This window comes from Streptomyces violaceusniger Tu 4113 (genome assembly GCF_000147815.2).
GTDB lineage: Bacteria > Actinomycetota > Actinomycetes > Streptomycetales > Streptomycetaceae > Streptomyces > Streptomyces violaceusniger_A.
This window is the reverse complement of the sequence record NC_015957.1, coordinates 7,050,271-7,063,626: the sequence shown is the minus strand read 5'-3', so window position 1 is coordinate 7,063,626 and position 13,356 is coordinate 7,050,271. Positions and strand designations below refer to the sequence as shown.

At 71.3% G+C, this 13,356-nt stretch carries 9 protein-coding genes; 7 read left to right on the top strand and 2 right to left on the bottom strand.

The window, feature by feature from the left end:
- Positions 1–377 precede the first annotated feature (377 nt).
- From STRVI_RS28745 to STRVI_RS28735, 3 genes are all read left to right on the top strand, one after another.
- Entirely contained in the window at positions 378–659 is a 282-nt protein-coding gene (locus tag STRVI_RS28745; protein ID WP_014059135.1) for a hypothetical protein, read from the top strand.
- On the top strand, positions 652–1,719 hold the full coding sequence (locus STRVI_RS28740; RefSeq protein WP_014059134.1) for a polyprenyl synthetase family protein: 1,068 nt from the start codon (positions 652–654) through the stop codon (positions 1,717–1,719). Before STRVI_RS28745 ends, STRVI_RS28740 begins: the two co-directional genes overlap by 8 nt.
- 85 nt (positions 1,720–1,804) lie before the next feature.
- Positions 1,805–2,968, top strand: coding sequence for an oxygenase MpaB family protein (locus STRVI_RS28735; protein ID WP_014059133.1), 1,164 nt, complete (start codon positions 1,805–1,807; stop codon positions 2,966–2,968).
- A gap of 52 nt (positions 2,969–3,020) precedes the next feature.
- Here STRVI_RS28735 and STRVI_RS28730 read toward each other — a convergent pair whose 3' ends face one another.
- Positions 3,021–4,541 carry an FAD-dependent oxidoreductase gene (locus STRVI_RS28730; RefSeq protein ID WP_014059132.1) on the bottom strand — a complete coding sequence of 507 codons (1,521 nt, stop codon included), beginning with the start codon at positions 4,539–4,541 and terminating at the stop codon, positions 3,021–3,023.
- Between the two features lie 268 nt (positions 4,542–4,809).
- Between STRVI_RS28730 and STRVI_RS28725 the strand changes: the two genes are divergently transcribed.
- Entirely contained in the window at positions 4,810–8,178 is a 3,369-nt protein-coding gene (locus STRVI_RS28725; RefSeq protein WP_014059131.1) for a BTAD domain-containing putative transcriptional regulator, read from the top strand.
- 92 nt (positions 8,179–8,270) lie between these two features.
- On the opposite strand, the gene STRVI_RS28720 is transcribed toward STRVI_RS28725, so the two are convergent.
- Complete coding sequence (locus tag STRVI_RS28720; protein WP_014059130.1) at positions 8,271–8,531, bottom strand: hypothetical protein; 261 nt, start codon at positions 8,529–8,531, stop codon at positions 8,271–8,273.
- Positions 8,532–9,036: 505 nt separating this feature from the next.
- Here STRVI_RS28720 and rph point away from each other — a divergent pair.
- From rph to STRVI_RS28710, 3 genes are all read left to right on the top strand, one after another.
- Positions 9,037–11,643 (top strand): rifamycin-inactivating phosphotransferase, encoded by a 2,607-nt coding sequence (rph, locus tag STRVI_RS28715; protein WP_014059129.1) that lies wholly within the window; start codon positions 9,037–9,039, stop codon positions 11,641–11,643.
- A gap of 141 nt (positions 11,644–11,784) precedes the next feature.
- Positions 11,785–11,928: a hypothetical protein gene (locus STRVI_RS52950; protein WP_167543230.1), complete on the top strand. Its 144-nt coding sequence runs from the start codon at positions 11,785–11,787 to the stop codon at positions 11,926–11,928.
- Between the two features lie 388 nt (positions 11,929–12,316).
- A complete protein-coding gene (locus STRVI_RS28710) occupies positions 12,317–13,168 on the top strand; it encodes an alpha/beta fold hydrolase (protein WP_014059128.1) in 852 nt (283 codons plus the stop codon).
- The last annotated feature ends 188 nt before the right edge of the window (positions 13,169–13,356 follow it).

Here is a 13,356-nt window from a genome sequence, read left to right as displayed (position 1 = left end):
TCCCGACGCCGGTCAGGTGCTTCGGGGAGCCGCAGCTCGGGGGCGGGGAGGGCCGGGCTCCCCGCCGTGGTTACCGTGGCCCCAGCACCCCACCGAACCGCCCCCTGGAGGACCCCGTGCCCGTACTCCTGGTTCGGCGGCCGTGATCAAGTCCGGGTGACCTATGTGATCCAGCCCGAACGGATCAGCAGCTCCCGCGGCTAGGCGGGTCCGCTGGGCCGTGGTCGCCCGACCCCCGCGGGAAGAGCAACCCGCACAGACGAGCGATGTCGTCACTCGATCGTGAGTTTTTCCCTTCATATGCCCGGTGCGCTGCCACGCTGGCCAGCACGGCGTATGACCGGCGCCGCCCGGACGTGCTGAGGGTGGGGGATGGGATGGCGCAAGACGCGGGACGACGCGGGGGACTGGACGAGCGGGCGGTGCTGCTGGCCGCCGGGCTGGCCGATCTGGCGGTGAGCACGCTGGGTTCGGTGCTGGCGACGGCGCGGGGGTTGCTGCGCCGCTCGGACGGCGCGGAGCTGGCGGCGGAGGCCGAGCACGATCTGATGGCACGCGGGCGCCTGGCGCTGGACCGGCGTACCGCGGCCGTCCCCCCGGCCCACCTGGAGATTCTCGCCCGGCAGGCGCTGGCTCGGCGGGCCACCGGCGATGTCTGACCGGCAGGGGTCCGACCAGTGGGGGCCGGCCGCGTTCAAGACCCGCGTGGACGAGGTGCTGCACCGCTTCATCGGCCTGGAGGCCGAGCAGTTGTCGGCGATCGACCCGGCCCTGGGCCCGGTGGCCGGGCAGTTGGAGGCGGCGGTCGCGGACGGCAAGCGGCTGCGGGCGGCGTTCTGCTACTGGGGCTGGCGCGCGGTGGGGCAGCCGGACAGCGACGCGCTCGTGCGGGCTGCGGCCTCGATGGAGCTGGTGCATGCCGCCGCGGTGGTGCATGACGATCTCATCGACGACAGTCCGCTGCGGCATGGCAGGCCCACGGCGCATATCGCCCTGCGCGCTGCCGTGCGCCGTCGGCCGCGTGCCGTCGCCGCCGCCAGGTCGTTGGCGATGCTGGTGGGCGATCTGCTGATGTCGCTGGCCGGGCAGATGTTCGCCACCAGCGGTCTGCCCGCCGCGTACCTCGCACGGGCCCGCCCGCTGTGGTCGCTGCTGGCCCGCGAGCTGATCGCGGGGGAGTGCCTGGAGATCCTGCGCACGGGGGCCGATCCGGACACCACGGCGTCGCTGAAGGTGATCCGGTACAAGACCGCCAAGTACACCGTCGAGCAGCCCCTGTTGATCGGCGGAGCCCTCGCCGGGGCCGGGCAGCGGCTGCGCGAGGGCTACTCCGCGTACGGGCTGCCGCTGGGCGAGGCGTTCCAGCTCCGGGACGACCTGCTCGGCCTGTTCGGCGACCCGGAACGCACGGGCAAGGCCAACGCCGACGATGTGCGCGGCCACCGGCCCACGGCCCTGCTGGCGGAGACCTGGCGCATCGCCGGCGACGGCGAGCGCGAGCAGTTGAGCGCCCTCCTCGGCCGACGTGATCTGGACGCGGATGGCCTGGACGCGGTCCGCGAGGTGATGTGCCGGCTGAAGGCCCCGGACCGTATCGAGGCCATGATCACCGCGCGGGTCGAGGAGGCCCTCGACGCTCTGCACGAGCTGGACACACCCCCGCACGCCGCCGCTGCCCTGACCGCGCTGGCGCGTTCGGCGGCGCTCCGCCTGTCCTGACCCCCGCACAGGCGGGAGTTACGTGCCGTCCCGGCCACCGCCCCCGCCTGTCGTGGACGACCCGTCAATGACAAGGAGTCCTGTCATGACCTACACCGAGGCATCGATGGACGCCCTGCGGCAGGCCGGTGACGAACTCGCCGACGCCACCGTCGCCGCCCTCTTCGAGCGCGGGGAGGTGGGCACGTTCAACACCCTGATGCGTTATGTCTCCACCGTCGGCGCTCCCTTGCCGGACGGGCTGCCCGACGTCGCCCGGGAGTACCTTCGGGCCACCAGCGCCCCGCCCTCCTGGGTGGACTGGGGGGAGATGGAGAAGGCCCGGCTGTTCTTCATCGACAACAACGTGCACATCTCCACCGCGCTGTCCTTCGTCTCCATGCCCGCGTGCTACGTCGTCCCGCGGGTGGCGAAGCTGCTGTCGGCCACCCACGGGCTGAAGTACCCCTCCAAACGGATGGCGGAGACCGGCCAGTTCACCGTCTACCTGATGCAGCCCGGCGCCTTCGAGGCCGGCAGCCGCTTCATCCCCGCCGCCCAGAAGGTGCGCCTCCTGCATGCCTCCATCCGCCACCACCTGAAGCGGGAGAACCGCTGGGACACCGACGCGCTCGGGACGCCGATCTGCCAGGAGGACATGATCGGCGGGCAGATGTTCTTCTCCCTGCTGGTCCTGGACAGCCTGCACCGCCTCGGCATCCACATGTCGACGGACGGCGCGGAGGCGTACTACTACGCCTGGCGCGTGGTCGGTGCCATGCTCGGCGTCGACCAGGACGCCGTCCCCACGACCCTTGACGACGCCCGCCGGTTCCTCGACCTGTACATGGTCCGGCACATGGGGCCGTCCGAGGAAGGCGCGCAGCTCACCCGGCAGCTCATCGACCTCTACGAGGAGGTCGTGCCCGGGACCTTCTTCGACCCGATCGTCTCCGCACTCATCCGCCACCTCGTCGGGGACACCTGCGCCGACTGGCTCCAGGTGCCGCGCACCCCATGGGACACCGTCGTCAAGGCCGTGCCCCACCTCCTCGGCGTACTGGAGACCATCGAGGACCGCTCCCCGCTCGGGGCCTGGGCGCTGGACCGCCTCGGCCACCTCACCACCATCCTCGAACTGTCCTCCCTCACCCGCGGACGCGTGATGCACTACGCCATCCCCGAACAGCTCAGGAAGGACTACGGCATCCCCGGCACGGTGCCCCGCACTCACCGGTGGACCCCGCCTGCCGCCACCGTCTCCCAGTGACCCCCGCACGCCATCTTCGACGGCACAGCGAGAAGGCAACGGGGGAGCCGTATCAGGCCACCGGGCTGCCGAACCATGGGACCGCGGCCCGCTCGAACGCCGCACGGTCGGGGTGGCGATCACCTGCCCAGGCAACGACGCCGTCTGGCCGGACGAGCACGGCGCCTGACCCGAGGTCGTTTCTCGCCGGCCCGGCCACGTACCGCAGCCGGCTCTCCCAGCCCATCGCTGAGCCGTGCAGGCATCGGTCGACGGTGAAATCGAGCACGACGCCTTGTCCGTCCCGCATCAGGTCGCCGAGACGTGTGCCGTCCTGAAGGCGGAGGTCCGGGGCGTTGCGGCCGACGAGTGGATGCTCGCTGCCGAGGTCGTAGCGGACCGACGATCCCGACACCTTCTGGAACACATAGGTCGTTCCGTCACGGGTCCCGAGCAGGTCGCGGACCACCGCTTGGATCGCCTGGCCATGCGGGTCCGGCCGCATGGCCGCCACCTGGGCGCGCGACCAGTCGAGCACCGCCGCGCCGATCGGATGGCGCTCGTGGGTGTAGGTGTCGAGCAGCCCGTCCGGCGCGTGCCCGTGCACGGTCGCCGCGAGCTTCCATCCCAGATTCATGGCGTCGCCGAGGCCGGTGTTGAGCCCCTGCCCGCCGAGGGGGGAGTGGATATGAGCGGCGTCGCCCGCGAGCAGGACGCGGCCCGCCCGGTAGGTCGTCGTCTGCATCGCCCGATCGGTGAAAGTCGAGGCGAGATGGATGGCGCTCAGTGTCACGTCGGTGCCGGACACTCGGCGCAGAACGGTCTGGAGATGGTCGCGCGTCGGCGGCTGCGAGCGGTCGAAGGCGCCACCGTCGAAGTCCGTCATGCCGATGTGCCCTTCCGCGGGCATCCGGATGTACATGCCGGTCGGCGTCAGGTTGAACCCGGGGCGCAGCTTCTCGGGATCGGCGATGGCGGCGTGCAGGGTGTAGCCGGTGAACTGCGGCTCGGTGCCGACGAATGCGAAGCCCGCGAGCCCGCGCACCGCACTGCGTCCGCCATCGCAGCCGACGAGCCAGCGCGCCGGATACTCATGCTCGCCCGCTTGCGCGACCACGCTCTCCTCGTCCTGGGCGATGGCTGAGACCGTGACGCCGCGCCTGATGTCCACGCCGAGCTTGGACGCCCGCTCGGACAGCACCGCCTCGACCGCTTCGAGGTGCGTCAGCACGCCCTCCGGTGCCGGGCTGGGAAGCCGGAACGGCAGGGCGGCGACGTCGATCTTGGCCGGATCGAGCACCATCCCGGCGAAGTGGCCCGCGGCGCGCGGGGGTGACGGCTCGTCGGTGTCGGCGTCCGCGCCGGGATCGTCGTGGACGCCCGAGGCCGTCAGCAGCGGGTGCAGCATCCCGCGGCGGTAGAACGCCTCGACCGAAGCGGCGGACAGGCCCCGCATCCCGAGCGGCTCCGCCCGCCACGGGGAGCCGGGCTCCGGCTCCCGTTCGAGCACCAGGACCGAGCAGCCCGCGAGGCCGAGCTCGCAGGCGAGGAACAGACCGACCGGGCCGGCGCCCACGATCACTACGTCATGCACGACAGAACTCACCTTCCGAAGCCTGTGGTCTTCAGGCACGGGAAGACTGACGCGGGCCGCTCACACGGGGCACACACGGCGCTGACACGGGGGCACGTGGCGCTGACACTGCCGTCCCGCACGGTCCCGCACCGTCTCGGCGCCGCGTTCACGTATCCGGTGCGGGCGTGGACGGCGAACGTCGGGCGCTGGCCTGATGTAGGCGCCGCCCTGATGCGGGCACTGCCCTGATGCGGGGATCCGAGGGCGCGTGCGCGAAGATCGGGGGATGGACGGGAGTGCGCTTCGCGTCACGCTGCTCGGCGCCTTTCGGGTGTCGCGCGGTGGCGCCGCCCTGCCCGTTCCTGGTGCCCGGTCGCGGGGTCTGGTCGTACGGCTGGCGCTCGCCGGTGGGCGCGCGGTCGAGCAGGGCGTCCTGATCGACGCGATCTGGGCCGAGGACCTGCCGGCCGGCCCCGCCCACGCCCTGCAGACCCTCGTCTCGCGGCTGCGCCGGACCCTCGGCTCGGCCGACGCCGTCGCGCAGGTCGCGGGTGGCTACCGGCTGGACGTGGACGCGGCCGACGTGGACGCGCTGCGGTTCGAGCAACTCGCCGCCGACGGCCGTGCCCGCCTGCGGGCCGGCGACCCGAATGCCGCGGCGGCCGTGCTCGGCGAGGCCGTGGCGCTATGGGACGACCACCCCGGAGCCGAGCCCACGGCCGTCGCCGCGGTCGCGCCCGCCGCCGCGACCCGGTTGGCCCACGCCTCGGTCGAGGCCGTCGCCGACCTCGCCGAGGCCGAGCTCTCCCTGGGTCATGCCGACGAGGCCGCCGCCCGCCTGACCGCCTTGCTCGCCGAGCACCCCGTTCACGAACGGGCGGCCGCGCTGCTCATGGACGCGCTCGCCGCCCAGGGCCGCCAGGCCGAGGCCCTGGCCCGGTACGAGCGGATCCGCGCAACCCTGGCCGACGTCCTCGGCACCGACCCCGGCGCTGCCCTGCAGGAGCGCCATCTGCGCCTGCTGCGCGCCGAGCGGCCCGCCCCGGCCGCCGACACCGCGCCGACCAGTCCGGCCGAGCGGACGAGCCCCGCCAAGCAGACCAGTCCGGCCAACCTGCCCGCGCCGCTGACCAGTTTCATCGGGCGTGACGACGACCTCGCCCGGATCGACACGCTGCTCGCCGCCGGGCGCCTGGTCACCGTGCTCGGTCCCGGCGGCGCCGGTAAGACGCGCCTCGCCATCGAGGCTGCCCGCCGTCGCCGCCACGCGTACCGCGACGGCACCTGGTTGATCGACCTCGCCTCGGTCACCGAGCCGGCCAAGGTGGGCGCGGCGCTGCTGGCCGCGATCGGGCTGCGCGGCGGCGCGATGTTCGAGGCCCGGATGAGGGTCGAGGGCGAGGAGTCGGACGTACTCGTCGACCAGCTCGCCGGCCGGGAGAGCCTGCTGCTGGTCGACAACTGCGAGCATCTGATCGACGCCGTGGCGCACCTGATCTCGGCGCTGCTGGCCCGCTGCGCCGGGCTGCGGGTGCTGGCCACTAGCCGGGAGCCGCTGGCGATCGACGGCGAGGGGCTGGTCCCGCTCGGCCCGCTCACCCTGCCCGAGCCCGACGCGGACGTCGGGCAGGCTCGTCGTACGGCGTCGGTGCGCCTGTTCACCGAGCGGGCGGCGGCCGTGCGGCCCGGGTTCGACGTCGACGCGTCCAACCTCGGCGAGGTGCTGCGCATCGTCCGCGGCCTGGACGGCATGCCGCTCGCGCTCGAACTGGCCGCGGCCCGCCTGCGAACGCTCGCGCTGGCCGATCTGGCCGCCGGGCTGTCCAACCGGTTCCGCCTGCTCACCACCGGCAATCGGACCGCCTTCCCGCGCCACCGCACGCTGCGGGCGGTCATCGCGTGGAGCTGGGACCTGCTCGACGCGGACGCGCGTACGGTCGCGGAGCGGATCGCGGTGCTGCCCGGCGGCGTCACGCCGGCCTCGGCCACCGCGGTCTGTGCCGGTACCGCGGTGCCGGCCGACGAGATCCGGGAGCTGCTCGCGGGCCTGGTCGACCGGTCGTTGCTGCAACTCGCGCCGGACACCGGCCGGTACCGGATGCTGGAGACGATCCGCGAGTACGGCCTGGAGAGCCTGGCCGAGCGGGGCACCCTGACCGGCGTGCGGGACCTGGCGGCCCGCCACTTCGCCGAGCTGGTCGCCCGCCAGGACCCGCTGTTGCGCGGTCCTGGGCAGCTGGACGCGCTCCATGTGCTGCGCGCCGAGTACGACAACGTGCTCGCCGCCCTGCGCCGCCTCTGCGATAGGGGCGACTCCGGCGGCGCCGACGGCGCGATCGGGCTCGCGGTGAACCTGATCTGGTACTGGCAGATGCTCGGCCGCCACTCCGACGCGGTCTACTGGCTCGGCGAGGCGGTCGCGTTGCCGGCCGAGCGGCCGAGTGCGGAGCGCGACATCGCCGAGGGGATGCTGCTGCTCCACACCATCGCCATCCCGGGCGCGCCGGCCCTCGGTTCGATCAGGGAGCGGCGCGAGGAGCTGTGGGCGCTCACCGAGCGGCTGCTGAGCCGGCCGGAGTCGCCGGGCTTCGGCGGCTTTGGTGGCTTTGGCGGCACCGGCGGCATTGGCGGCATTGGCGGCGCTGTGACCGCGGCCGGGCTGGCCTCCCTGGAGGAGATCGGAGCGTCGCCGACGATCATCCAGCGGCTGGTCGACGGACCGGACGTGTGGCTGGCCGGACTGGCCCACATGTTCCGGGCCCAGTCCGCCGAGGCCGAGGGCCGCCTCGATCCGGTCCGCGGCGATGTGACCGCCGCCCTGGAGTGCTTCGCCCGGGCGGGCGACCGCTGGGGCCTGGCCAGGGCGCTGCCGCTGCGCGCGCTGCTGCGGCAGTACGACGGCGATCTCGACGGCGCGCTGGCCGACCTGACCGAGGCGAAACGGCTGGCCCGCGAGTTCGGGTCGCTCAGCCTCAGCGACGAGATCTTCATCGACCTGCGATGGATCGATCTGCAGGTGCGGTTCGGCGAGACCGCACGGGCGACCGAGATGATCGCCGCGACCCGGGAGCGCGCGCTGCGCTCGGCGTCGCCCGAGATGGCGATTCTCCTCGACGCGCGGGAGGCCGGCCTGTGGGTAGGGATCGGGGACTTGGATCGGGCGCGTGAGCTGGTCGAGTCGGCCGAGGCCGAGCTGTCCGTGCGGTTCCCGTTCGGCGGCGGCCACGGGCAGGGGTTGGTCGGCGCGGTGCGGGGCGCGCTCTGTCTCGAACTCGGCGACGGGCCGGGCGCCGAGGAGGCGCTGGGCCGGGCGTACGCGGCGGCGGTCGACAGCAAGGACATGCCGGTCGTGGCGATGGTCGCGGTGCTCGTGGCCGGCCTTGCCGCGCTGTACGGGCGCTACCTCGACGTGGCCGTTCTGCTCGGCGCGGCGGCCCGCCTGCGGGGTGCCCACGACCGTACCGATCCGCAGGTCCGCACGCTGACCAGCCGCGGCCGGGCCGCGCTCGGAGACGAGCGCTTCGCCGAGGCGTACGAGACCGGCCGGCAGCTGGCCGCGCCGACGGCCCTGACCCGGGCCGACCCGGCACGACTGCGCCATGCGGCGCCGCCCGCGGCGGACGGCGCCGGACCTTCCGGCTTTCACTCGCGGTGAGTCGGCCGGCCGACGGCGTCGAACACGGCGACCGAGTCGAGGTAGCCGCGCGCTGACCGCTTGACCGTGGACCGCGTATTCGAGGACGACGATCACGCTTCACGGTCCCGGTGGACCGCCAGTTCGTCGGAGCCGTGCAGGACCATCGTTTCCCCATAGCCGCGGTAGAGCTCCGCGACGGCTTCCCGGCCCACGATGCGCCGTGGGTAGCTGGGGACGGAGATGACGTACTCGAAGACGGTGTCCTCGGCCAGCGTGTTGCAGAAGTCCTCGCCGTCGACCAGCCCGCTCAGCCCCTCCGCGACGATCCGGAAGAAGGGAGCCAGGGCCTCGAAACCCGGGCGGGCGGTCATGAGTTCACCGCCGGGAGGGCCCAGGTGTGGGCATTCCTGCGGGCGACGTCCGCGAAGCCGGCCGACGGGGCTCCGGTGACCTTGAGGACATGGCCGTTGGGCCGCGGGCGGCCCAGAATCGCGCCCTTGCCGGGAAACCCTGGGCGTCGGCCTATATGAGCTACGGCGACCGTCTACGCGGCGTGCCACCGCTTCGGGGAGAAGCCTGTCGCTTCCCATGGACGGCAAAGGCAAAGGCAAAGGCAAGGAGAAACAATCTCTCCTTGCCACTTTCAACGTATAGCGCGCCGGGGGGCTTGCCGCAAGCCCCGGGTCACGGCGCAGAATCGTCGGCCGATGCCACAACCTGCGGAAATGGGGGCACGACGTACGTGTGTTGTTGTCGACGTATGGGGGACGCGATGACGTCGAACCAGTGGTGGGACCGGCCCGCGGTGCAACGGAGCACGGCTGCCTCGGAGGTCTCGGTGGTCTCGGTGGTCTCGGCGGTCTCGGCGGTCTCGCGATGAGTGAGCAGTATGTCTTGGATCTTCAAGAGGTTGCCGAGACGCAGGTCACGATCGTCGGCGGCAAGGGCGCGCACCTGGGCGGGCTGTCGCGGATCGAAGGTATCCGGGTGCCGGGTGGCTTTTGCGTGACGACGGACGCCTTCCGGCGGATCATGGCGGAAGCGCCGTCGATCGACGATCACCTCGATCAGTTGTCGCGCGTGGACCCGGACGACCGGGAGGCGATCCGCACGCTCAGCGCGCGGATTCGCCGGACCGTCGAAGGGATCGCCATCCCGGGCGATCTCGCGGCGGAGATCACCCGCGCGGTCGGCCGGCTCGGCGAACAAGCCGCCTGCGCCGTCCGATCCAGCGCGACGGCGGAGGACCTGCCGACGGCCTCCTTCGCCGGTCAGCAGGACACATACCTGAACGTCGTGGGGCCGACGGCGATCCTCCAGCACATCAGCCGGTGCTGGGCCTCGCTGTTCACCGAGCGGGCCGTGACCTACCGTCACCGGAACGGCATCGACCACCGTACGGTCCACATGGCCGTGGTCGTGCAGCAGATGGTCTTCCCGCATGCGGCCGGCATCCTGTTCACGGCCGACCCCGTCACGGGCAACCGGAAGGTGGCCACCGTGGACGCCGGCTTCGGGCTCGGCGAGGCCCTGGTCTCCGGCCTGGTGAACCCGGACGTCTTCACGGTGCGACACGGCGAAGTCGTCGCCAGGACGATCTCCGCCAAGCAGCGTGCCGTTCAGCCCCTGCCCGCCGGCGGTACGCGGGAAGTGCCGATCGACTCGCGGCGGCAGGAGCAGCCGGCGCTGACGGATGCGCAGGCCGTACGGCTCGTGGAGCTCGGGCGGCGGATCGAAGCACACTTCGGCCGCCCGCAGGACATCGAATGGTGTCTGGCCGACGATGGCTTCCAGATCGTGCAGAGCCGGCCGATCACGACCCTCTTCCCCATCCCCGAGACCGGCGACCAGGAGAATCACGTCTACCTCTCCGTGGGCCATCAGCAGATGATGACCGACCCCATGCGGCCTCTGGGGATCTCCGTGTGGCAGCTCACGGCCATGGCGCCGATGCACGAGGCCGGCGGAAGGCTGTTCGTCGACGCCACCCGGCGCCTGGCCTCGCCCGCGAGCCGCGCCGCCCTCCTGGACGTCGTGGGGAGAGGCGATCCGCTGATCAGGGACGCTCTGGAGACCGTCCTCGACCGCGACGATTTCGTCCGGTCGCTCCCGGACGCGGGTCTCGGAGGGCCCCCGGCGCGTGGCGCGTCCGCCCCGATCGAGACCGATCCGGCCATCGTCACCGAGCTGATCGAGCGCAGCCGGACGTCCATCGCCGCCCTGGAGCGCGATATCCGGACGAGGACCGGACCGGCGCTGTTCGACTTCCTGCTGGAGACCTTCGAGGAGCACAAGCGCGTCCTCAGCGATCCGCTGAGCATGCAGGCGATCATGGCGGGGATGGAGGCCACCTGGTGGCTCAATGACACGCTGCGGGAGTGGCTGGGCGAGAAGAACGCGGCTGACACGCTCACGCTGTCCGCCCCCGACAATGTCACGTCGGAAATGGGACTGGCGCTGCTCGATGTGGCGGATGTGATCCGCCCGCATCCGGAGGTGGTGGCGTTCCTGCGGGGCGTGGAGTGCGTCGAGGACGATGCCTTCCTGGACGAGCTGGCGAAGCTCGTGGGCGGGGCCGAGGCGCGCGACGCCATCGAGTCCTACCTCGACCGGTACGGCATGCGCTGTGTCGGCGAGATCGACATCACGCGGCCACGGTGGCGCGAGCGCCCCACCACGCTCGTGCCCGTGATCCTCGACAACGTCAGGAACTTCGAGCCGGGCGCCGCCGAGCGGCGCTTCGAGCAAGGGCGGCAGAAGGCGGAGAAGAAGGAACAGGACGTGCTGTCCCGCTTGCGGGCCCTGCCGGACGGGGACCGGAAAGCGGACGAGACCAAGCGGATGATCGACCGGGTCCGAACCTTCATCGGGTACCGGGAGTACCCGAAGTACGGCATCATCAGCCGCTACTTCGTCTACAAGCGAGCCTTGCTGGCGGAGGCCGAGCGCCTCGTGCGGGCAGGCGTGCTCCCTGAGCAGGAGGACATCTTCTACCTCACGTTCCAGGAACTCCACGACGTCGTGCGCTCGCACCGGGTGGATGACCGGCTCATCCAGCAGCGCAAGGACGCGTTCCGGTCGTACCACGCGCTCACCCCGCCCCGGGTGCTCACCTCGGATGGTGAGGCCGTCACCGGGGCGTACCGGCGCGACGACGCGCCGGTAGGCGCCCTGATCGGGCTGCCGGTTTCCGCCGGGACCATCGAAGGACGGGCCCGCGTCATCCTTGACATGGCGGAGGCCGATCTCGAAGCGGGCGACATCCTGGTCACGGCCTTCACGGACCCGAGCTGGTCGCCGCTGTTCGTCGGAATCGCGGGCCTGGTGACGGAGGTGGGCGGCCTGATGACCCATGGCGCGGTGATCGCCCGGGAGTACGGCTTGCCGGCCGTCGTGGGCGTGGAGCGGGCCACCCGGCTGATCCGGGACGGACAGCGGATCCGCGTGCACGGAACCGACGGGTACGTCCAGATCCTGCCCTGACCGGCCACACCGGGCAGCCCCGACGGCACATCCATCGGCCGGGAGGCGTCGAGCGGGACAGCCTCCCGGCCCTTGGCCGGGGTGCCGAGCTCGCCATCGGGACATGGGTAGTCGCCGAACAGGCCGATGCGAAGTCCGGTGGTGAACGAGGCCATCGCGTTGCTGAACTGCTGCGAGCGGTCCGGGCTCTCGTTCACCCAGTCGAAGAAGGGCTTGCCGAGGTGGTGCGTCGCGGCGGGCTCGCCCGTCCGCAGCGTGTGGAGCAGGTCGCTGAACGGCGCGTAGTGGGTCTCCAGCCACATGACCGTCCCCGTACAGCGAATTGGGGGCGCGGCGGGACAACGTCGCTCCTATGGGCGCCAGGGAGACTCGATCGCCGTCGAGGGCGACGGATTGAGCGAAGAGCCATTCTTTATGGCAGGTGGCCAGTCAAACGTGGACGTAACCATCAGCGGCCACAAGGCGATGGGGGCCGGATTTATTCGATTCCGGCTCGGATTTATTTCCACCGGCCGGTAACGGGACGCAGCCGGTGGCGGGAGCCGCGTTGCCGGGTGTGCTCGCGCCGCTCATTACCTCCGGCGTAATCGACGGACGGGAGCTGCTGGACGAGAGTTGCCGCAACGCAACGACACCTCGTCGCCCAGGAAAGCCCAGGAAGGATCCGCCCACCATGCCGCATTTCGAGGGTTCCGACGGAACGAGCCTGTTCTACACCGACTGGGGACAGGGCAAGCCGGTGGTCTTCGTCGCCGGGGCCTGGCTCAGCAGCAGCTCATGGGAGTTCCAGATGCTCCCGCTGTCCGGGGCGGGCCTGCGCTGTGTCGCCTTCGACAAGCGGGGGCACGGCCGCTCGGACTGGGTCGGCCACGGCTTCGACTACGACACCCTCGCCGATGATCTCGCGGCGCTGCTCGAACGCCTCGACCTCCGCGAAGTGACCCTGGTGGCGCACTCGATGGGCGGTGGGGAGGTGATCCGCTACCTGACGCGCCACGGCTATGCGCGGGTGAGCCGGGTGGTGCTGATGTCGGTCACCGCGCCGTTGATGGCCTGGGCACCGGACCACCAGGACGGGATCGACCAGGACGCCTTCGACGCCCTGCTGGCGGGGCGGTCCAAGGACCGCCCGCAGTGGATGGCCCAGAACGCACAAGCGTTCTTCGCGACGCATCTGGGCAACACGATCTCCACCGAGCTCATGGAGTGGACGGTGCGGAGATGCCTTGACTGCTCGGCCAAGGCGGCCATCGAGGTGGTCAGGACAGGGTTCACCACCGATCTGCGCGAGGAGGCCGCCGCGCTCCAGGTCCCGGCCCTGATCATCCACGGCGACGCCGATGCCTCCGCTCCCATCGGACTCTGCGGCCGACGGATGGCGAAGCTGGTGCCGGACAACGTCTACAAGGAGTACCCCCGAGCGGGACACGGCCTCTTCATGACCCACGCCGATGACGTCAACCAGGACTTGCTCGACTTCATCGGCGCCACCTCGACCCTCGACGGGACCAATTATTCCGACTAGGGAACGCATTAGTCCGGTCCCCTCTCTCTTGTGCTCGCTTCCGCTTCTGTGAATGCTTGACGCGGCACTCTATGGCAAGAAAGGCATGTCCTTGTGTGTGAGCACGGGATCGTGTCCTTGTTGAATATCAGTACCCCGCAGCTCCGCGAAATGCGATATCGGCCATCTCCGGGTCTGATTTCAAGGTG

Excerpts from the sequence above, each read along its gene's own strand:
- STRVI_RS28745 (WP_014059135.1), top strand. The coding sequence starts at position 378 with ATGGCGCAAGACGCGGGACGACGCGGGGGACTGGACGAGCGGGCGGTG.
- STRVI_RS28740 (WP_014059134.1), top strand. The coding sequence starts at position 652 with ATGTCTGACCGGCAGGGGTCCGACCAGTGGGGGCCGGCCGCGTTCAAG.
- STRVI_RS28735 (WP_014059133.1), top strand. The coding sequence starts at position 1,805 with ATGACCTACACCGAGGCATCGATGGACGCCCTGCGGCAGGCCGGTGAC.
- STRVI_RS28725 (WP_014059131.1), top strand. The coding sequence starts at position 4,810 with ATGGACGGGAGTGCGCTTCGCGTCACGCTGCTCGGCGCCTTTCGGGTG.
- STRVI_RS28720 (WP_014059130.1), bottom strand. The coding sequence starts at position 8,531 with ATGACCGCCCGCCCGGGTTTCGAGGCCCTGGCTCCCTTCTTCCGGATC.
- rph (WP_014059129.1), top strand. The coding sequence starts at position 9,037 with ATGAGTGAGCAGTATGTCTTGGATCTTCAAGAGGTTGCCGAGACGCAG.
- STRVI_RS28710 (WP_014059128.1), top strand. The coding sequence starts at position 12,317 with ATGCCGCATTTCGAGGGTTCCGACGGAACGAGCCTGTTCTACACCGAC.